This window comes from Bradyrhizobium sp. Ken01, from assembly GCF_055807355.1.
Window position 1 is genome coordinate 52450 of sequence record NZ_JBVVPC010000040.1, and the last position, 19577, is coordinate 72026.

The window sequence follows — 19577 nt, forward strand, 5'->3', positions numbered from 1 at the left end:
CTATATAACAGGCATGCGTCCGCAAGACATCCTGCTGCCAGTTGCCGCCGGCCTATGCTGCAAGCCCGGCGGCTTCCATGTCGACCCTGTCCGGCCGGTGGAGCGGGCCGTGATCACCCACGGCCATTCCGACCACGCCCGCGCCGGCCACGGCGCGGTGCTGGCGACGCAGGAAACCCTGGACATGATGCGGCTGCGCTATGGCGAGAATTTCGCCGGCTCGACGCAGGCGATCCGCTATGGCGAGGAGATCCGGCTCGGCGATGTCAGCGTGAAGTTTCATCCGGCCGGTCATGTGCTCGGCTCGGCGCAGGTCGCGGTCAGCTGCAAGGACACCTGCATCGTCGCCTCCGGCGACTACAAGGACGCGCCAGACCCGACCTGCACGCCGTTCGAGCTGGTGCCATGCGACGTCTTCATCACCGAGGCGACGTTCGGCCTGCCGGTGTTTCGCCATGGCGATGCGGCCGACGAGGTCAAGAAGCTGCTGGCGTCGGTGGCGCTGTTTCCCGAGCGCGCGCATCTCGTCGGCGCCTATTCGCTCGGCAAAGCCCAGCGCGTGATCGCGCTGCTGCGCCAAGCGGGTTACGACGCGCCGATCTATCTGCATGGCGCGATGGAGAAGATCACGCATTACTATCAGAGCCGCGGAATCGAGCTCGGCGAGCTGCGGCCGGTGAAGGGGGTGAAGAAGGCGGCGCTCGCCGGCACCATCACGCTGGCGCCGCCCTCTGCGACATCCGATCTCTGGACCCGCCGGTTTCCCGATCCCGTCACGGCATTCGCCTCCGGCTGGATGCGGGTGCGCGCCCGCGCGCGGCAACGCGGCATCGAGCTGCCGCTGGTGATCTCGGATCACGCCGATTGGGACGGCCTCACCGCCACGATCGCCGCGACCGGCGCCGGCGAAATCTGGGTTACCCATGGCCAGGAAGACGCGCTGGTGCATTGGTGCCAAAGCAGGGGTTTGCGGGCGCGACCGCTCGATCTCGTCGGCTATGGCGACGAGGAGGAGACCGAGACGCCGCTCGCTGACGAGGCCGAAGCATGAACCGCTTCGCCGAGCTTCTCGACCGCCTCGCCTACGAGCCCGGCCGCAACAACAAGCTGCGGCTGATCACCAGCTATTTTAGCGAGGTCGCCGATCCCGACCGCGGCTATGCCCTGGCGGCGCTGACCGGCGCGCTCAGCTTCAAACACGCCAAACCTTCTCTGCTGCGCGATCTTATCGCCCAGCGAACTGACCCGGTCTTGTTCGGTCTATCCTGGGACTATGTGGGCGATCTCTCCGAGACGATCGCGCTGATGTGGCCGAAGCGCAGCGCAAAGAACGGCGAGTCTTTTCCGAGCCACCCCTCTCCCCCGCCCTCCCCCACAAGGGGGGAGGGAGCGCAGTTGCGCGCGCCGCTGTCAGTGAGCGCGACAACTGACAACCATTCCCAAAGTGATGGACGCACGGCTCTCTCCGTTCCCTCCCCCCTTGTGGGGGAGGGTCAGGGAGGGGGGTACTCCGGGCGAGATGCTGGAGAGTCCTTCCGCCCGCGCAACCACAACAACCCGCCGCCGCCGACGCTGACCGAGGTCGTCACCACGCTGCGCACGCTCGGCAAGACCGAGCTGCCGAAGCAGCTCGAACGCTGGCTCGACGAACTCGATGAGACCGGCCGCTGGGCGTTGTTGAAGCTCGTCACCGGCGCTCTGCGCATCGGTATCTCCGCGCGCCTGGCCAAGACTGCGGCCGCGGCGCTCGGCGACAAGGACCCGCATGACGTCGAGCTGATCTGGCCCGGTCTCGCGCCGCCTTATCTCGACCTGTTCGCCTGGCTGGAAGGCCGCGGCGACAAGCCGGTCAATCGTGATCCCGCGCCGTTCCGTCCCGTGATGCTGGCGCATGCGATCGAGGACACCGATTTCGCCGCGCTCGATCCCGCCGACTACATCGCCGAATGGAAATGGGACGGCATCCGCGTGCAGGCGGTCGCCGGCCGCGACGAGCACGGCCACATCACCGCGCGGCTCTATTCGCGCACCGGCGAGGACATCACGGGCAGCTTTCCTGACCTCGTGCCGTCGCTGCGGCTACCCGGCGCCATCGACGGCGAGCTTCTGATCCTGCGCGAAAGGCGCGTGCAGAGTTTCAACGTTCTGCAACAGCGGCTCAACCGCAAGGTCGTGTCTCCGAAGCTGATCAAGGAGTTTCCGATCCATCTGCGCGCCTACGATCTGCTCGGCGACGACGAGAACGATTTGCGCGAGCTGCCGTTTGCGGAGCGCCGCGAGCGGCTGGAGACCTTCATCGGGAAGCTTGACGATCCCCGCATCGATCTCTCCCCTACGGTCCCGTTCGCAAGCTGGGAGGCGCTCACCGCCGCCCGCGCCGATCCAGCGAGCGCCGGCGCGGGGGAAGACGCGGACGCCGTCGAGGGCGTGATGCTGAAACGGCGCGATGCACCCTATCTGCCGGGACGGCCGAAGGGCCAATGGTGGAAGTGGAAGCGCGATCCGCACATCATCGACGCCGTGCTGATGTATGCGCAGCGCGGCCACGGCAAGCGCTCGTCCTACTATTCCGATTACACCTTCGGCGTCTGGACCGCAGGCGCGGGCAGTGACGAGCTGGTGCCGGTCGGAAAAGCCTATTTCGGCTTCACTGACGAGGAGCTGCTCCAGATCGACCGCTTCGTGCGTCGCAATACCACCGAAAAATTCGGCCCCGTCCGCCACGTCGTGCACGAGCCCGACAAGGGCTTGGTGCTGGAGGTCGCCTTCGAGGGGCTGCAGCGTTCGCCGCGGCACAAATCCGGCCTCGCGATGCGCTTCCCCCGCATCAGCCGGCTGCGCTGGGACAAGCCGCCGCGCGAGGCCGACCGGCTGGAAACGCTGGAAAAGATGCTGAAAGCGGAGGCGGCGGAGATTGAGGCCTAGCCGGATTATTGCCCGCGCGCAGTCAAGACGGTGGCGCGCGGCACGTGATTGCCCGAATTAAAGTCCCGTAAGCTGATTGACGGCCCGTTGCGGGTTCCCCATGTGCCTCGCCGTGCCCTATAATGGGGTCGAATCCGCTGAGGAGTTTGAGATGGTCCAAGACGTCAGAGATTTGCCGGCCGGCCGCAGTGATGGCCTGAACCGCTTTCTCGGCGGCTCGCCGCTGGCGGTCGCGTTTCGCCTGGTGCTGCTCTCGATCCTCGTCGGCGTCGTGCTGGCGGCGATCGGCTTCGATCCCTGGAATATTCTCTACAGCATTCGTCTCCTGTTCCAGCGGTTGTGGGATCTCGGCTTCGATACCGTGAACTGGCTGTGGCGCTACTTCCTGCTCGGCGCTGTCATCGTGATCCCGATCTGGCTGCTGATGCGCGTTTTCGGCACGCCGCGCAGATAAGGATTTTGGGAGTTCGCGGCCGATGCAATTGCGTTTTGTCGGCTGCGGCGACGCCTTCGGATCCGGCGGCAGGCTCAACACCTGCTTCCACGTCTCGGGGCGCGAGGCCAACTTCCTGATCGATTGCGGCGCGTCGGCTCTGCCGGCGCTGAAGCGGCTCGAGATCGACTGCAATGAGATCGATCTCATCCTGATCACGCATTTCCACGGCGACCATTTTGCCGGGCTGCCGTTTGTCCTGCTCGACGCACAATTCTCGCGGCGGACGCGGCCGCTCACGATCGCCGGCCCCAAAGGCATCGAGACGCGGCTGCGTGCGGTGATGGAGGCTCTGTTCGAGCACTCCTCCAAGACGAAACAGCGCTTCGAGCTGTCCGTCGTCGAGCTCGCGCCCGAGCAAAGCCAAAGTTTCGGCGCGGTGACGGTGACGCCCTACCCGGTCGTGCACGGCGAATCCGGCGGACCGTTCCTCGCCTATCGCGTCGAAGCGGAAGGCCGCACGCTGGCCTACAGCGCCGATACCGAATGGACGGAGACGCTCATTCCGCTGGCGCATGGCGCCGACCTTTTCATTGCCGAAGCCTATATGTACGAGAAGGTGGTCAAAAATCACCTCAGCCTGAAGACCTTGGAACAGCACCTGCCCGAAATCGGCGCAAAACGCCTCGTGCTCACCCATATGAGCGACGACGTGCTGTCGCGCCTCGACGACATCGCCCACCTCGCCGCCGAAGACGGCATGGTGCTCGTGTTCTGACATGCACGCACCCGTTCACTTGAAGATCGGTTCCCGTCAGGTCTTCGCCATCGCGGGCCCCGCGATGGTCGCGAATCTCACCACGCCGCTGATCGGGGTGGTCTCGACCACCGCGATCGGACGGCTGGACGACGCCGCGCTGCTCGGCGGCGTCGCCATCGCGTCCGTCATCTTCGATTGCCTGTTCTGGCTGTTCGGCTTCCTGCGCATGAGCACGCTTGCCTTCACGGCGCAGGCGCTCGGCGCTGGCGAGACGCGCGAGCTGACCGCGATCCTGGTGCGCGGCTTCATCGTCGCCGGCCTGATCGGCGTAACCCTGATTGCGCTGCAACTGCCGCTGGCCGCCGTGCTGCTCGACCTGATGGGCGGCAGCGAAGGCGTCACGCGCGCGGCGAAAACCTACTTCGTGATCCGAATCTGGTCGGCGCCGCTGGCGCTCGCCAATTACGTCATCCTCGGCTGGCTGGTCGGCCAGGCTCGCGCCAATCCGGCGCTCGCGCTCCAGGTTGTCATCAATCTCGTCAACGCGGCGGCGACGATCCTGCTGGTGCTGGTCTACGACACCGGCATCGCGGGTGCTGCCGTCGCAGCGCTGCTGTCTGAAGCGGCCGGATTCGGGCTCGGCATGATCGTCTGCCGCCGCTATGCGGTGGGCGGGTTCGCGGTGCCGTACGCGGAGCTGTTCGACCGGTCCAAGCTGATGCGGCTGCTTGCCGTGAATTCCGACATCCTGATCCGCACCGCGGCGCTGATCGCCGTGTTTCTGTTTTTCACCGCCAAAGGCGCGCGGGCCGGCGACGTCACGCTGGCGGCCAATTCCGTGCTCAACAACTTTCTGCTGGTCAGCGCCTTCTTCCTCGATGGTCTTGCGAACGCAGCCCAGCAGCTTTGCGGCCGTACGCTCGGCGCACGCGACGCCAGGGGATTTGCGGATTCGACCCGGCTGGTGCTGCTATGGGGGCTCGGCTTCGCGCTGGTCGTGTCCGCGCTGTTCGCGCTGTTTGGGCCGAACTTGATCGATTTCATGACGGCGAGCGAAGCCGTCCGTCGCGGCGCGCGGGAATTTCTGCCGTTCGTCGTGCTTGCGCCGATTCCCGGCGTGTTCGCCTTCGGCTTCGACGGCATCTATATCGGCGCGACCTGGGCGCGCGAGATGCGCAATCTGATGCTGGCCTCGCTCGCGATCTTCGTCGCCACATGGTGGGCGCTGCAATCGTTCGGCAATGCCGGACTGTGGAGCGCGCTGATCGCCTCCTACGTCTCGCGCGGCGGCTTGCAGGCCGCGCGCTATCCGGCGCTGTACAGGAAGACGTTTCTTGCTTCTCCTTCTCCCCGCTTGCGGGGAGAAGGTCGGGATGAGGGGGAGTCTCGGCAGGAACGGTGAGAGTGGGACTCGCGGAGAGTCCCCCTCACCCGGATTGCATCTTCGATGCAATCCGACCTCTCCCCGCAAGCGGGGCGAGGTGAAGAAAACCCTACATCCCCGGCCAGTCTTCCGCCGTCAGCGTCGCGGCGTCGGAGCCGACGATCTCGGAGAGAGAATCCCGCCCGGTGCGCAATAGGGTCGAGGTGAGGTCGCGCTTGATTTCGTCGACGAGGCCGAGGCCCTTGTAGACCAGCGACGAATAGAGCTGGATCAGACTCGCGCCGGCGCGGATCTTCGTCAGCGCGGCGCCGCCCGAGTCCACGCCGCCGACGCCGATCAGGGGGAATGCGCCCTCGACGCGCACATAGGTCTCCGCAACCATCCGCGTCGACAACCGGAACAGCGGCCGGCCGGACAGGCCGCCCTGCTCCTTGGCGCGCATCTCCTCGCGCAGCGTGCTCGGCCGCGCGATCGTGGTGTTGGACACGATCATGCCGTCGACCCGGCGCGAGCGCGCGACCTGCACGACGTCGTCGAGTTGGGCGAGGCTCAAATCCGGCGCGATCTTGAGCAGCACCGGCGTGTCGCCGGCGCTCTCGCGCACCCGCTCGCGCGCGTCGATCACCCTGGCGAGGAGATCGTCGAGCAGCGCGCCTTCCTGCAGATTGCGCAGGCCCGGCGTGTTCGGCGAGGAGACGTTGACGGTGAAATAGCTCGCGACCGGCGCAAAGGTCTCGATCAGCTTGACGTAGTCGTTGACGCGATCAGGCGAATCCTTGTTGGCGCCGACATTGACGCCGACGATGCCGCCGTGCTGCGCGCGCGCCGCAAGCCGGCGCAGGGCTGTCTCCGCGCCGTCATTGTTGAAGCCCATGCGGTTGATCACGGCCTCGTCGCGCTCCAGACGAAACAGCCGCGGCCGCGGATTGCCGCTTTGCGGTTTCGGCGTCACCGAGCCGATCTCGACAAAGCCGAAGCCGAGCCGCAGCAGCGCATCCGGCACTTCGGCACTCTTGTCGAAACCCGCTGCCATGCCGATCGGATTGGGGAAGTTGAGCCCGAACGCACGCACCGCAAGCTTGGGATCGTCAGCGTGCGGCTTGCCCGGCGGCAGGAAGCGCAGGCCCTGGATCGCGAGGCGATGCGCATCTTCCGGATCGAGCCAGCGCAACACCGGCAGCGAGAGAGCGTCAAAAGCGCGGATCACGGGGCAAGCTCCGGAACATCGTGGCCGCCGTCAGAGCGCGTGTTGAGGTTGATCACGGCCATCACCGCGCCGAGATCGAGCTCGCCATAGAGATGCGGAAACAGCTCCTCATTGCGCGAACGCTCCCAGCGCAATGCGCTGCCGAGCGCATCGCCGTCGACCTCGACCAGGAACAGCGCGCGCTGCCCGACATAATGCTTCTGCAGAGTTCCGGGAACCTGGGCCGCGGTCGAGAAATGGATGAATCCGTCGCGCGAATCGTCCGCGCTGCCGCGGTAGACGCCCTGCCGTTCCGCCTCGCGCCAGGCCGAGGCCGGACAGATTTTGTAGATCTTGACCACCGCTTACGCAGCCCTGTTTGCTCGTTGAGTCTTTTGGGGTTTTTGGGTCGTGCGGGTCCCTGAAACCCGGGCGCGACCGTAATGGCCGCCCCCTCCGAACTCAAGACTTAGAGCCATTTCCGTGCCGATGAAATCGAAGCGAGTTCGAAATTCCTGTTTTGACGCATTTCCTGGCGCGAACCGGTAGCCGGTTCGCTTGAAAACACGCTCACCGCGCCCCTTGCGCAAAAAGCGGAAAACCGGTTGATTCGAGGATAGTTTTCCTGAGTTGCGACGGGCTGGACCTTCCATGGTCAGGCAAGCCAAAGCGCAGAGGATGCTCACTCACGACCAGATCTGGGGCGCGCTGGATCGGCTGGCGGCGCGCGCCGGCTTGTCGCCGTCGGGCCTCGCCAAGCGCGCCGGGCTCGATCCCACCACCTTCAACAAGTCCAAGCGCGTCACCTCCGACGGCCGCGAGCGCTGGCCTTCGACCGAATCGATCGCGAAAGCGCTGGCAGCGGCAGATTCCTCGATCGACATTTTTGCCAGGCTGGTCGGCGGCGAGGCAGACGGCGGCCGCTCTGTACCGCTGCTCCGCTTCTCGCTGGCAGGGGCGAGCGGCGCCTTTGACGAGTCCGGCTTTCCCATCGGCAAGAGCTGGACCGAATTTGCCCTTCCCGCCGCCGAGGACAACAACAGCTTCGCGCTGCAGATTTCCGGTGAAGCGCTTGCGCCCGCCTATCGCGACGGCGACATCATCCTGGTCACGCCCGGCGCGCCGATCCGCAAAGGGGATCGCGTGGTGGTGAAGACCAAGGCGGGCGAGGTGACGGTGGCGACGCTGCTGCGCCGCACCGCAAAGACTCTGGACTTGCAGCCGCTCGATGCCTCCCAGGCCGAGCGCAGGATGGCGGCGAGTGAGGTCGGCTGGATCGCGCGGATCGTGTGGGCAAGCCAGTGATCGCGTCTCGCCTGCCAGCCTTGCGACTCAGCATCTCTCTCGCATAGGTTGCCGCCACTCATTGCCGAGCAAATTCATGTTAGGGGGAATACGATGAATCGCCGTCACGCATTGAAGGCGCTCGCGGGCCTTGCGCTTTGTCCGCTCTGCAAGCCGGCCTTCGCCGCCGAAGGTACGCATTGGAGCTATGAAGGCGCCGGCGCCAAATGGGGCGATCTCGACGCGGCCAACAAGGCCTGCGCGGTCGGCCTGCAGCAATCGCCAATCGACATCGAGGCAACGGTCAAATCGCAACTGCCCGCGCTAAAGCTGAACTGGGGCAAGAGCGCCGACACCATCGTCAACAACGGGCACACGATCCAGCTCAACTTCACCGAGGGCAGCACGCTCACGCTCGGCGACGTCAAATACAAGCTGCTCCAGGTGCATTTCCACCGGCCGAGCGAGCACATGATCGGCGGCAGGAATTTTCCGATGGAGGCGCACTTCGTCCACCGCAACGACGCCGGCGGGCTCGCCGTGGTCGGCGTGCTGATGGCCGAGGGCAAACCGAACCCGGCCTTCGGCAAGATCGTCAAGACGATGCCGGCCGCGGAAGGCCCCGCCGTGAAAGCTGACGCGGCCATCGATCCTCACGCCATGCTGCCCACGAGGCTCAGCTACTTCCGCTATCCCGGCTCGCTGACGACGCCGCCCTGCTCAGAAGTGGTCGAATGGCTGCTGCTGACCGACCCGATCCAGGTGTCGGCCACCGACGTCGCCGCATTCGCCAAGCTCTATCCGATGAACGCGCGCCCGGTGCAGAAGGACAACCGGCGCTACGTGCTGCGGTCGATCTGAGCTGCGGCTCCATCAACACCGTCGTCCCGGCGAAGGCCGGGACCCATACCGCGTGATCTATCAGAGAGTCGCGGTCTTGGTCCCAAAGGCCTCATGACTACCAACCTTCGCCAAATCTCTTCCTGGGGCTATGGGTCCCGGCCTTCGCCGGGACGACCTTGGGGAGATGCATTGCGCTCGTAACAGCAATGCGTTCCTCACGCACTCCGCGCCAGCGCGCCGTCGATCATATTCACCGCGTTCTGCACGCCATACACCGCGACAAAGGAGCCGAAGCGCGGGCCCTTTTCCTGGCCGAGCAGCACCTGGTAGAGCATGTTGAACCAGTCGAGTGTCACGCCGGGACGGCCGTCCTTGCCCTTCTTGACTGGATCGAGGAACGGCTCGCGGCGGCCGATTTCGTAGACGACGTTCTGGATGTCCTCGGCCGAGGCGTCCTGCGGAAGCTGCGATAATGCATCCCGCAAATCCTGCAGCGCCGCGCGCTCGGTCTCGGTCGGTTCGCGGAACGTCTTCGTCGGCGCGACGAAGTCGCGATAATAATTGATGGCATAGCCGACCATCGCGTCGAGCTTGGGATGCGTCTGCGGGCTCACGCCGGGCCGGTAGCGGCCAATGAAACCCCACAGCGTCTCGGCATTCTCCGCATTCGACGACGACACCAGCGTCAGCAAGAGCTGGAACGTGACGGGCATGTCGAACTTCGGCGGATGGCCGCTGTGGACATGCCAGACCGGATTGCCGAGCTGCTGCTTGGCGTCCTGCTTGGCAAAGCCGTCAATGAACTGCTGGTAGTCGTCGACGTTGCGCGGGATGACGTCGAAATACAGCCGCTTGGCCGCCTTCGGCTCGCGATACATGAACAGCGACAGCGATTCCGGCGAGGCGTAGCGCAGCCATTCGTCGATGGTGAGGCCGTTGCCCTTCGACTTCGATATCTTCTGGCCCTTGTCGTCGAGGAAGAGCTCGTAGTTGAAGCCCTCCGGCGGCGTGGCGCCGAGCGCCCTCGCGATCGCGCCGGAGAGTTTGACCGAGTCGATCAGATCCTTGCCGGCCATCTCGTAATCGACGCCGAGCGCGACCCAGCGCATCGCCCAGTCGGCCTTCCATTGGCACTTGACGTTACCGCCGGTGACCGGCGTCTCGACTTCCTGGTTGGTATCGGGATCGAGATAGGTGACCGTGCCGGCCGCAACGTCGCGGCGGATCATCGGCACCTGCAGCACGACACCCGTGGTCTTGCTGATGGGGAGGAACGGCGAATAGGTCGCGCGGCGGTCGGGTCCGAGCGTCGGCAGGATGATCGCCATCACCTTGTCGTAGGCAGCTAACATCTTGAGCAGCGTCGCGTCGAAACGGCCGGACGTATAATAGTCGGTCGAGCTCGCGAATTCGTAGTCGAAGCCGAAATGATCGAGGAAGGCGCGCAGCCGTGCATTGTTGTGGTGCCCGAACGACGGGTACTCGTTGGAGAACGGATCCGGCACGCGGGTCAGCGGCTTGCCGAGATGCGCGGCCAGCATCTCCTTGTTGGGGACGTTGTCGGGCACTTTCCGAAACCCGTCCATGTCGTCGGAGAACGCGAGCAGGCGCGTCTTGATCTTGTTCTCGGTCAGCACATGAAAAGCGTGCCGCACCATCGAGGTGCGCGCGACCTCGCCGAAGGTGCCGATATGCGGCAGGCCTGATGGCCCGTAGCCGGTCTCGAACAGCACCTCGTCCTTCGGGCTTTTCTTCAGCCGCGCGACAATGGCCTTCGCCTGCTCGAACGGCCAGGCGTTGGATTGTTCGGCGAGCGCACGCAGATCGCTCGGGTTCGCGGCAAGATCGATAACGGACATCTAAGGGGCCTCCGGGGCGCGGAAAATAGCGATTTCCGGGCAGAATGCAATTTTGTGAGACCCTCATCCTCAGAGCTTGTGACGCTTTTGCTCGTTCGGAGCGGAGTGGGGCTGCTTTATCGCGGTAAATGGCGGGTCTGAGTTCGTCGATGAGCTCTCGCTTCTGCGCTGCGGAGGCGGTTACCTTGCAGGATGTTGTTGGTGAGGGCGCACCAGAGCACGACGGCGTGGACTTTTTCAATCCCGCGCACGGTCAATTGCCGTAGGTTCCAGCTGCGCCAGCGGGCATGGATGCACTCGCATATCTAGCGCCTCACGTCCCGCGCGGCTTGACCCGCCGGGTCGGAAGCGCATTCGCCGGATCTTCGGGCCAGGGATGGCGCGGGTAGCGGCCGCGCAAATCGGAGCGCACGGCACTGTAGCTGCCGCGCCAGAAGCCAGGAAGATCGCGCGTCACCTGCACCGGGCGCTGCGCCGGCGACAGCAGCTCCAGCACCAGCGGCACCTTGCCGGCGGCGATCGAGGGATGGGTGTTGAGGCCGAACAATTCCTGCAGCCGCACCGCGATGGTCGGCCCCTGCTCGGCTTCATAGTCGATGGCGAGCACGCTGCCGGTCGGCGCCTCGAAATGCGTCGGCGCCTCGCGGTCGAGCCGCGCGCGCATCTCCCACGGCAACAACGCCATCAGCGCGTCGGAGAGATCGCCGGCGGAGATGTCCTTCAGCGCGATCTTGTCGTAGAGCGCCGGCACCAGCCAATCGTCGCGCCGTGCGATCAAGCCGTCGTCCGACAAATCGGGCCAGCTGTCGCCCTCGGCCTTGCGCAAAAACATCACGCGATCGCGCCATTGTTTGGCTACCTTCGACCAGGGCAGCCGGTCGAGTCCGGCGGCGATGAGCCCATCCGCGAAGATGCGCGCAGTGTCCTCCGAGGGCGACACGGCGAGCGTCGCCTCGGAGAGCGTGATCGCGTGCAGCGCGCGCTTGCGCCGCGCCCGCAGCGCCATCGCGCCGCGATCGAACGATATCTCCTCGACGGATTCGATATGCTCGGCGAAATGCCGTTCGATCTCGTCCTGCGAGATTTGCGCTGCGAGCAGAATGCGTCCGCTCGCCGCCGTGCCCGTCATCTCGCCGATCGCGATATAGGGGGCGCGCGCGAGCGAGGAGGTTTGATCTACGGCAGCACCTCGACCGTTGGCGAGCACGAAGCTGCCATTGCCGCGGTTGCGCGCGACGCGATCCGGGAAGGCGTAGGCCAGCATCAGGCCGGTCGAGAGGCCAGCTTCTCCGGTCGCCGCCTTCTCTGACGCCGCCACCTGCGAGGCCCAGCGCCGCGCGAGGTCGCGCGCGCTTGCGGCTCGCGGGGAACGGTCGCGGCGGAACTGATCCCGACGGTGCTCGAGATCGACGCTGTCGCCGCCGAGCCCGCGCTCGGTGATGATGGCAGCGATCTCGGCGGCGGCTTCGCCCTCGCCGGCACGATGCGAATCCACGATCATGCGCGCGAGCCGCGGCGGCAGCGCCAGCGCGCGCAGGCTCTTGCCTTTCGCGGTGATGCGGCCATCGCCATCGAGCGCGTTGAGCTCGGAGAGCAGGTTTTTTGCTTCCTTCCAGGCCGGCTGCGGCGGCGGGTCGAGAAACGACAGTGCGGCAGGATCGGCGACGCCCCATTGCGCGAGATCGAGCACCAGCGAGGACAGATCGGCGCTGAGGATCTCGGGCTGGGTGTAGGGCGCGAGCGAGGCTGTCTGAGGTTCGTCCCAGAGCCGGTAGCAGACACCGGGCTCGGTGCGGCCGGCGCGGCCGCGGCGCTGGTCCGCCGCCGCGCGCGAGACGCGCACGGTCTCGAGCCGGGTCAGGCCGATGTCGGGCTCGTAGCGCGGCACGCGGGCAAGACCGGAATCGACCACGATGCGCACACCCTCAATGGTGAGCGAGGTCTCCGCGATCGAGGTCGCCAGCACCACCTTGCGCGTGCCCTTGGGTGCCGGCGAGATGGCACGATCCTGCACGGCGGCGTCGAGTGCGCCGAACAGCGGCACGATTTCGATGCTGGAATCCTGCACTCGTTCGGCGAGGAGGTTCTGGGTTCGGCGGATTTCAGCGGCGCCCGGCAGGAACGCCAGCACCGAGCCGGCATCGGCCCGTAGCGCCGAGGCGATCGCATCCGCCATCTGTCGCTCCACCGGCGCGTCCGCCTTGCGGCCGAGATAGCGGGTCTCGACCGGAAAGGCGCGGCCCTCGCTTTCGACGACGGGCGCTTCGCCGAGCAATCTTGCCACGCGGGCGCCATCGAGCGTTGCCGACATCACGAGGATGCGCAAATCCTCGCGCAGGCCGGTTTGCGCGTCGCGCGCCAGCGCGAGGCCCATGTCGGCATCGAGCGAGCGCTCGTGGAATTCGTCGAACAGGACGGCGGCGATGCCCGACAGCTCGGGATCGTCGAGAATCTGGCGGGTGAAGATACCCTCCGTCACCACCTCGATGCGGGTCGCGCGCGAGATCTTCGAGCCGAAGCGGACGCGATAGCCGACAGTCTCGCCGGCGCGTTCGCCCAGTGATTTGGCCATGCGGTCGGCGCTGGCGCGCGCCGCGATGCGCCGCGGCTCCAGCACGATGATCTTCTTGCCCTTGGCCCAGGGGGCATCGAGCAGCGCCAGTGGCACGCGCGTGGTCTTGCCGGCGCCCGGGGGCGCCACCAGCACGGCGGCATGATGCGCCTCCAGCGTGCGCGAGAGGTCGTCGAGCACGGCATCGATCGGGAGGGGCGTGTCGAAACTGCGGGGCAAGGCCTGTCCATTCGTCATGCCCGGCAAAAGCGCGAAGCGCGTCTTCGCACGGAAACCGCCGGGCATCCACGTCGTCACACTAGAAAACAGACGTGGATGGCCGGGACAAGCCCGGCCATGACGGAATTATGCGCGACGTTGGATCGCTAGCCCTGCACCGGCGGCCGGCCAATGCTCTCGTAGACGAAGCCGGCCGCAGCCATCTCCTCGGGGCGGTAGATGTTGCGCAAGTCGACGATGACGGGCTGCGCCATGGTTGCCTTCAGCCGGTCGAGGTCGAGAGCCCGGAACTGCACCCATTCGGTGACGATCACGATCGCATCGGCGCCTTCCGCGCAGGAATAGGCGTCCTCGCAATAAGTGATGCTGGGCAGCTCGCTCTTCGCCTGCTCCATGCCGACGGGATCGAAGGCCTTCACCTTCGCGCCCATATCGATCAGGCCGGTGACCAGCGGGATCGACGGCGCGTCGCGCATGTCATCGGTGTCGGGCTTGAAGGTGAGGCCGAGCACAGCGATGGTCTTGCCGCGCAGCGAGCCGCCGAGCGCCTGGCTCACTTTTCGCGCCATCGCGCGCTTGCGGTTCTCGTTGACCGCCAGCACGGACTCGACGATGCGCAAGCTCACATCGTAGTCCTGCGCGATCTTGATCAGCGCCTTGGTGTCCTTCGGAAAGCAGGAGCCGCCGAAGCCGGGACCGGCATGCAGGAACTTGGTGCCGATGCGGTTGTCCAGGCCAATGCCGCGCGCGACCTCTTGCACGTTGGCGCCGGCCTTTTCGGAGAGGTCGGCGATCTCGTTGATGAAGGTGATCTTGGTCGCGAGGAACGCGTTGGCGGCGTATTTGATCATCTCGGCGGTGCGGCGTTCCGTGAACATCAGCGGCGCCTGGTTCAGCGACAGCGGACGATAGATGTCGCTCATCACCTTGCGGCCGCGCTCGTCGGCGGTGCCGACGACGATGCGATCGGGGAATTTGAAGTCGCGGATCGCCGCGCCCTCGCGCAGGAATTCGGGATTCGAGGCGACGACCACGTCGGCTTTGGGATTGGTCTCGCGGATGATTCGCTCGACCTCGTCGCCGGTGCCGACCGGTACGGTCGACTTGGTCACGACGACGGTGAAGCCGGACAGCGACTGCGCGATCTCTTTCGCGGCGGCATAGACATAGGACAGATCGGCGTGGCCGTCGCCGCGGCGCGACGGTGTGCCGACCGCGATGAACACGGCATCGGCATCCGCGACCGGCTTGGACAAATCGGTGGTGAACTCCAGCCGCTTGGCCTTGACGTTGGTCGCCACCAGCTCGTCGAGCCCGGGCTCGTAGATCGGGATCTCGCCACGATGAAGGGCCGCGATCTTCTTCTCGTCCTTGTCGACGCAGACGACGTCGTGACCGAAATCCGCAAAGCAGGCCCCGGACACCAGTCCCACATAGCCCGTGCCGATCATAGCAATGCGCATGAAAAACCCTGTTTGGCTTGGTTAACAAAATCCCTATTCCAAGGCGGTTTAGCATTTTACCGGGGTGAGGGAACAGCCCGCGTACAAAAAACGGCACAGCACTTGTACCGGTAAAGAAATCGTAAGCAGCAAGGCGGCAAACTGCCCCGCGTTCACGCAGATCCTGGCGGAACACGCCTCAAAAAGAGACACCATGGCACCATCAGGCACAATCGCCGCGAGCGGGGGACTCAAGGCCCCGGCTGCTGCGCGCGTCGATTGGGTCGATTACGCCAAGGGCATCTGCATCGTCATGGTCGTGATGATGCATTCGGTGCTGGGGGTCGAGCTTGCTGCCGGCGAGACCGGTTTCATGCATGTCTTGGTGGCCTTCGCGAAGCCATTCCGGATGCCGGATTTCTTCCTGATTTCGGGTCTGTTCCTGCCACTGGTGATCGACCGGGACTGGCGAACCTATCTCGACCGCAAGGTGGTGCATTTCGCCTATTTCTATGTCGTCTGGGTGACAATCCAGTTCGGCTTCAAGGCCCCCGCATTCGCGGCGGAAACGAGCTGGCGCGACGCCGGCTTGCTCTATCTGGAGTCCTTCGTCGAGCCGTTCGGCACGCTGTGGTTCATCTACCTCCTGCCGCTCTTCTTCGTCGTCACAAAACTGACACGGCTGGTCCCTCCGCCCGCGATCTGGCTCATCGCGGCGGCACTGGAGACGGCGCGGGTCGCAACGGGCTGGACCGCGATCGACGAGTTCTGCGCGCGTTTCGTCTATTTCTATTCGGGCTATTTGTTCGCGCCCTACGTGTTCGCGTTGTCGGACCGCGCGCGCAATCATCCCGCATGGGCGCTGGCAGCGCTCGCGACATGGACGCTGGTCAATAGCGGCTTGGTTATGCTCGGCGCCAGCGAGTGGAAATTCGTATCGCTCATGCTCGGCTTCGCCGGCGCCTGCGCCATCATTACGATGGGCACCCTGCTCGCGCGCGTGCAGTGGTTGAACGTTTTCCGTTTCTGCGGCGAGCATTCGATCGTGATCTATCTCGCGTTCTTCCTGCCGATGGCGGCGACACGGACGCTGCTCTTGCGCACCGGCATCATTCCCGACATCGGCGCGGTGTCGTTGATCGTGACCATCGTCGGCGTGATCGGCTCGCTCGCGATCTGGCAGGTCGCACTGCGCCTTGGCGGCAATTTCCTGTTCGAGCGGCCCGATGCGTTCTGGATCGCGCCGAAGAAGACAGGGCCGTTGCTGCAGGCGGCGGAATAGCCGCCCTCTCGATGTCGTCGCCCGGCTTGACCGGGCGACCCAGCACGCCGAGACGTCAGTGATTGAGCCGAGAGGCCGCGGCGTACTGGATTCCCCGCTTTCGCGGGGAATGACAGTGGGGATAGCAGCGCCACGGGTCCAAAAATCCCCCTCCCAAGGCTGTCAAAGTCCGCAAAAATTCATACATTGCGGCCATGCCCAAGACATCTCCCAAGACATCCCCGAAGACCGTCGCCAAGGCCGAAACCAAACCCGCTGCTGCGACAGCTGCTGCCAAGCCCGTCGCCGCGAAGGCGGCCGGCAAGGGCGACCATGTCTTCCTGGTCGACGGTTCCGGCTACATCTTCCGCGCCTACCATGCGCTGCCGCCGATGAACCGCAAGTCCGACGGCTTGCAGGTCAATGCCGTGCTCGGCTTCTGCAACATGCTGTGGAAGCTTTTGCGCGAGATGCCCGAGGACAACCGGCCGACGCATCTGGCGATCATCTTCGACAAGTCGGAAATCACCTTCCGCAACAAGATCTATCCCGAGTACAAGGCGCACCGGGCGCCGGCGCCGGACGATCTGATCCCGCAATTTTCGCTGATCCGCGAAGCGGTACGCGCCTTCGACCTGCCTTGCCTGGAACAGGTCGGCTTCGAGGCCGACGATCTGATTGCGACCTATGTGCGGCAGGCCTGCGAGCGCGGCGCGAGCGCGACGATCGTGTCCTCCGACAAGGACCTGATGCAGCTCGTCACCGATTGCGTCACCATGTACGACACCATGAAGGACCGCCGCATCGGCATCCCCGAGGTGATCGAGAAGTTTGGCGTGCCGCCGGAGAAGGTGGTGGAGGTGCAGGCCCTGGCCGGCGATTCCACCGACAACGTTCCTGGCGTGCCCGGCATCGGCATCAAGACCGCGGCGCAGCTGATCGTCGAATATGGCGATCTCGAGCAACTGCTGTTCCGCGCCACCGAAATCAAACAGCCGAAGCGGCGCGAGGCGCTGATCGAGAACGCCGAGAAGGCGCGCATCTCACGGCAGCTCGTATTGCTCGACGACAAGGTCGACCTCGAAGTCCCGCTGGACGATCTCGCCGTCCACGAACCCGATGCGCGCAAGCTGATCGCGTTCCTGAAGGCGATGGAATTTTCCACGCTGACGCGCCGCGTCGCCGAGTTCTCGCAGATCGATCCGGCCAACGTCGATGCCGATCCGGGCTATTCCAGCGGCGCCAGCGTCTTCTCGCCGCTGCCGCCTTCGGACGTCGTGCCGGCCCCGGGAACCGGCGCGCCGGCGCAAGCGCCAGTGGGCCAGCGCAACGCATCGGCGAGCAAGGAGGACAAGGCCGCGAGCCCGAAGGGCGCGCCGATTTCGCTCGCCGCCGCGCGCGAAGAGGCTTTGCGCAAGCTTACGGTCGATCGCAGCAAGTACCAGGCTATCAAGAGCCTCGCGGAATTGAACGCCTTCATCGCGCGTATCCATGATGCCGGCCATGTCGCGGTCGAGATCCGGGCAAACTCGATCGATCCGATGCAGGCCGATCTCTGCGGCATCGCGCTGGCGCTGGCGCCGAACGACGCCTGCTACGTGCCGCTGGCGCACAAGCAGTCCGGCGGCGGTGCCGGCCTGTTCGACGCCGGCCTCGCGCCCGACCAGGTCAGGCACAGTGATGCGATCGAGGCGTTGCGGCCGGTGCTGGAATCACCAGGCATTCTCAAGATCGGATTCGACGTCAAATTCACCGCGGTGATGCTGGCGCAGCACGGCATCACACTGCGCAACACCGACGATGCGCAGCTGATCTCCTACGTGCTCGACGCCGGCCGCGGCTCGCACGCGCTGGAGCAGCTGTCCGAGCGCTGGTTCGGTCACGCCATGCTCAAGGAGAACGAGCTGCTCGGCAGCGGCAAGGGCAAGATCACGTTCGACCAGGTGCCGATCGACAAGGCCGCGTCGCTGTCGGCGGAGGGCGCCGACGTGACCTTGCGGGTCTGGCGCGTGCTGAAGCCGCGCCTTGTCGCCGAGCACATGACGACGGTCTACGAGACGCTGGAACGCCCGCTGGTCGCAGTGCTCGCACGCATGGAGCGACGCGGCATCTCGATCGACCGCCAGGTGTTGTCGCGTCTCTCCGGCGACTTCGCCCAGACCGCGGCCCGCGTCGAGGCCGAGATCCAGCAGATCGCGGGCGAGCCGGTCAATGTCGGCAGCCCGAAGCAGATCGGCGACATCTTGTTCGGCAAGATGGGACTGTCCGGCGGCACCAAGACCAAGACCGGCGCATGGTCCACCACCGCGCAGGTGCTCGACGAACTCGCCGAGCAGGGCCACGACCTCCCGAAGAAAATTCTGGAGTGGCGCCAGGTCTCGAAGCTGAAATCGACCTACACCGACGCACTGCCGACCTACGTGAACCCCCGGACCCACCGCGTCCACACAACCTACGCGCTGGCCGCGACCACGACGGGCCGGCTGTCGTCGAACGAGCCGAATTTGCAGAACATCCCGGTGCGCACCGAGGACGGCAGAAAAATCCGCCGCGCCTTCATCGCAACGCCGGGGCACAAGCTAGTCTCCGCCGACTATTCGCAAATCGAGCTGCGGCTGCTCGCCGAGATCGCCGACATTCCCGTGCTGAAGCAGGCGTTCAAGGACGGTCTCGACATTCACGCCATGACGGCGTCCGAGATGTTCGGCGTGCCGATCAAGGGCATGCCGAGCGAAATCAGGCGCCGCGCCAAGGCGATCAATTTCGGCATCATCTACGGCATTTCGGCGTTCGGCCTCGCCAACCAGCTCGGCATCGCACGCGAAGAGGCCTCCGCCTACATCAAGAAATACTTCGAGCGCTTTCCCGGCATCCGCGCCTACATGGACGAGACGCGCGACTTCTGCCGGAGCCACGGCTACGTCACCACGCTGTTCGGACGGAAGATGCACTATCCCGACATCAAGGCTTCGAACGCCTCGGTGCGCGCCTTCAACGAGCGCGCCGCGATCAACGCCCGGCTCCAGGGCACCGCCGCCGACATCATCCGCCGCGCCATGACGCGGATGGAGGATGCCCTGGTCCTGAAGAAGCTATCTGCGCAGATGCTGCTGCAGGTGCATGACGAATTGATCTTCGAGGTGCCGGACGCGGAGGTCGAGGCCACCCTCCCCGTCGTGCAGCACGTGATGCAGGACGCGCCGTTCCCGGCCGTGCTGCTCTCGGTGCCGCTGCATGTCGACGCACGCGCAGCGAACAATTGGGACGAGGCGCACTGATTTTTTTCTTACCTCACCCCGCTTGCGGGGAGAGGTCGGATCGCTCTTGCGATCCGGGTGAGCGACTATCTCTGTTGTCAAGTTGCATTGGCGTAGGCGGTGCGCGCATCGCGTGCCTTGGCGTTGAGGCG

14 protein-coding genes and 1 pseudogene are annotated in these 19577 nt (G+C 65.2%); 9 read left to right on the plus strand and 6 right to left on the minus strand.

Annotated elements, in window-relative coordinates:
- Positions 1–13 precede the first annotated feature (13 nt).
- From AC0L3S_RS29890 to AC0L3S_RS29910, 5 genes are all read left to right on the plus strand, one after another.
- The gene (locus AC0L3S_RS29890; protein WP_473261123.1) at positions 14–1051 is read left to right on the plus strand and encodes a ligase-associated DNA damage response exonuclease; all 1038 of its coding nucleotides are present in this window, start codon (positions 14–16) and stop codon (positions 1049–1051) included.
- Complete coding sequence (locus AC0L3S_RS29895) at positions 1048–2925, plus strand: ATP-dependent DNA ligase (RefSeq protein ID WP_473283197.1); 1878 nt, start codon at positions 1048–1050, stop codon at positions 2923–2925. The genes AC0L3S_RS29890 and AC0L3S_RS29895 overlap by 4 nt, the downstream gene beginning before the upstream one ends.
- Before the next feature lie 151 nt (positions 2926–3076).
- The gene (locus AC0L3S_RS29900; RefSeq protein WP_473261127.1) at positions 3077–3379 is read left to right on the plus strand and encodes a DUF6460 domain-containing protein; all 303 of its coding nucleotides are present in this window, start codon (positions 3077–3079) and stop codon (positions 3377–3379) included.
- Positions 3380–3401: 22 nt separating this feature from the next.
- Positions 3402–4136, plus strand: coding sequence for an MBL fold metallo-hydrolase (locus tag AC0L3S_RS29905; protein WP_473261129.1), 735 nt, complete (start codon positions 3402–3404; stop codon positions 4134–4136).
- Position 4137: 1 nt separating this feature from the next.
- Entirely contained in the window at positions 4138–5520 is a 1383-nt protein-coding gene (locus tag AC0L3S_RS29910) for an MATE family efflux transporter (protein WP_473283200.1), read from the plus strand.
- Between the two features lie 91 nt (positions 5521–5611).
- Here AC0L3S_RS29910 and AC0L3S_RS29915 read toward each other — a convergent pair whose 3' ends face one another.
- Both AC0L3S_RS29915 and AC0L3S_RS29920 read right to left on the minus strand, forming a co-directional pair.
- The gene (locus AC0L3S_RS29915) at positions 5612–6709 is read right to left on the minus strand and encodes a quinone-dependent dihydroorotate dehydrogenase (protein ID WP_354255980.1); all 1098 of its coding nucleotides are present in this window, start codon (positions 6707–6709) and stop codon (positions 5612–5614) included.
- Positions 6706–7050, minus strand: a complete 345-nt coding sequence (locus AC0L3S_RS29920; RefSeq protein WP_473261135.1) for a DUF952 domain-containing protein — start codon at positions 7048–7050, stop codon at positions 6706–6708. Before AC0L3S_RS29920 ends, AC0L3S_RS29915 begins: the two co-directional genes overlap by 4 nt.
- A 289-nt stretch (positions 7051–7339) precedes the next feature.
- On the opposite strand from AC0L3S_RS29920, the gene AC0L3S_RS29925 reads away from it, so the two are divergent.
- Both AC0L3S_RS29925 and AC0L3S_RS29930 read left to right on the plus strand, forming a co-directional pair.
- Positions 7340–7993, plus strand: coding sequence for a S24 family peptidase (locus tag AC0L3S_RS29925; protein WP_473283203.1), 654 nt, complete (start codon positions 7340–7342; stop codon positions 7991–7993).
- Between the two features lie 93 nt (positions 7994–8086).
- Positions 8087–8833 (plus strand): carbonic anhydrase, encoded by a 747-nt coding sequence (locus AC0L3S_RS29930; protein ID WP_473283205.1) that lies wholly within the window; start codon positions 8087–8089, stop codon positions 8831–8833.
- Between the two features lie 197 nt (positions 8834–9030).
- Here AC0L3S_RS29930 and AC0L3S_RS29935 read toward each other — a convergent pair whose 3' ends face one another.
- From AC0L3S_RS29935 to AC0L3S_RS29950, 4 genes and pseudogenes are all read right to left on the minus strand, one after another.
- Positions 9031–10674: a lysine--tRNA ligase gene (locus tag AC0L3S_RS29935; protein WP_473265124.1), complete on the minus strand. Its 1644-nt coding sequence runs from the start codon at positions 10672–10674 to the stop codon at positions 9031–9033.
- A 116-nt stretch (positions 10675–10790) separates the two neighbouring features.
- Positions 10791–10979 (minus strand): annotated as a pseudogene (locus AC0L3S_RS29940) (hypothetical protein); the annotation flags it as partial.
- Positions 10980–10987: 8 nt separating this feature from the next.
- Positions 10988–13465, minus strand: a complete 2478-nt coding sequence (hrpB, locus tag AC0L3S_RS29945; protein ID WP_473283207.1) for an ATP-dependent helicase HrpB — start codon at positions 13463–13465, stop codon at positions 10988–10990.
- A 146-nt stretch (positions 13466–13611) separates the two neighbouring features.
- The gene (locus AC0L3S_RS29950; RefSeq protein ID WP_473265122.1) at positions 13612–14928 is read right to left on the minus strand and encodes a UDP-glucose dehydrogenase family protein; all 1317 of its coding nucleotides are present in this window, start codon (positions 14926–14928) and stop codon (positions 13612–13614) included.
- A 193-nt stretch (positions 14929–15121) separates the two neighbouring features.
- Here AC0L3S_RS29950 and AC0L3S_RS29955 point away from each other — a divergent pair, with 193 nt between their 5' ends.
- Both AC0L3S_RS29955 and polA read left to right on the plus strand, forming a co-directional pair.
- A complete protein-coding gene (locus tag AC0L3S_RS29955) occupies positions 15122–16189 on the plus strand; it encodes an acyltransferase family protein (RefSeq protein WP_473283209.1) in 1068 nt (355 codons plus the stop codon).
- 194 nt (positions 16190–16383) lie between these two features.
- Positions 16384–19446: a DNA polymerase I gene (polA, locus tag AC0L3S_RS29960; RefSeq protein ID WP_473283211.1), complete on the plus strand. Its 3063-nt coding sequence runs from the start codon at positions 16384–16386 to the stop codon at positions 19444–19446.
- Positions 19447–19577: the final 131 nt, after the last annotated feature.

Coding starts and splice junctions, on each gene's coding strand:
- AC0L3S_RS29910 (WP_473283200.1), top strand. CDS start 4,138: ATGCACGCACCCGTTCACTTGAAGATCGGTTCCCGTCAGGTCTTCGCC.
- AC0L3S_RS29950 (WP_473265122.1), bottom strand. CDS start 14,928: ATGCGCATTGCTATGATCGGCACGGGCTATGTGGGACTGGTGTCCGGG.
- AC0L3S_RS29930 (WP_473283205.1), top strand. CDS start 8,087: ATGAATCGCCGTCACGCATTGAAGGCGCTCGCGGGCCTTGCGCTTTGT.
- AC0L3S_RS29905 (WP_473261129.1), top strand. CDS start 3,402: ATGCAATTGCGTTTTGTCGGCTGCGGCGACGCCTTCGGATCCGGCGGC.
- AC0L3S_RS29955 (WP_473283209.1), top strand. CDS start 15,122: ATGGCACCATCAGGCACAATCGCCGCGAGCGGGGGACTCAAGGCCCCG.
- AC0L3S_RS29935 (WP_473265124.1), bottom strand. CDS start 10,674: ATGTCCGTTATCGATCTTGCCGCGAACCCGAGCGATCTGCGTGCGCTC.
- AC0L3S_RS29890 (WP_473261123.1), top strand. CDS start 14: ATGCGTCCGCAAGACATCCTGCTGCCAGTTGCCGCCGGCCTATGCTGC.
- AC0L3S_RS29900 (WP_473261127.1), top strand. CDS start 3,077: ATGGTCCAAGACGTCAGAGATTTGCCGGCCGGCCGCAGTGATGGCCTG.
- AC0L3S_RS29895 (WP_473283197.1), top strand. CDS start 1,048: ATGAACCGCTTCGCCGAGCTTCTCGACCGCCTCGCCTACGAGCCCGGC.
- AC0L3S_RS29925 (WP_473283203.1), top strand. CDS start 7,340: ATGGTCAGGCAAGCCAAAGCGCAGAGGATGCTCACTCACGACCAGATC.
- polA (WP_473283211.1), top strand. CDS start 16,384: ATGCCCAAGACATCTCCCAAGACATCCCCGAAGACCGTCGCCAAGGCC.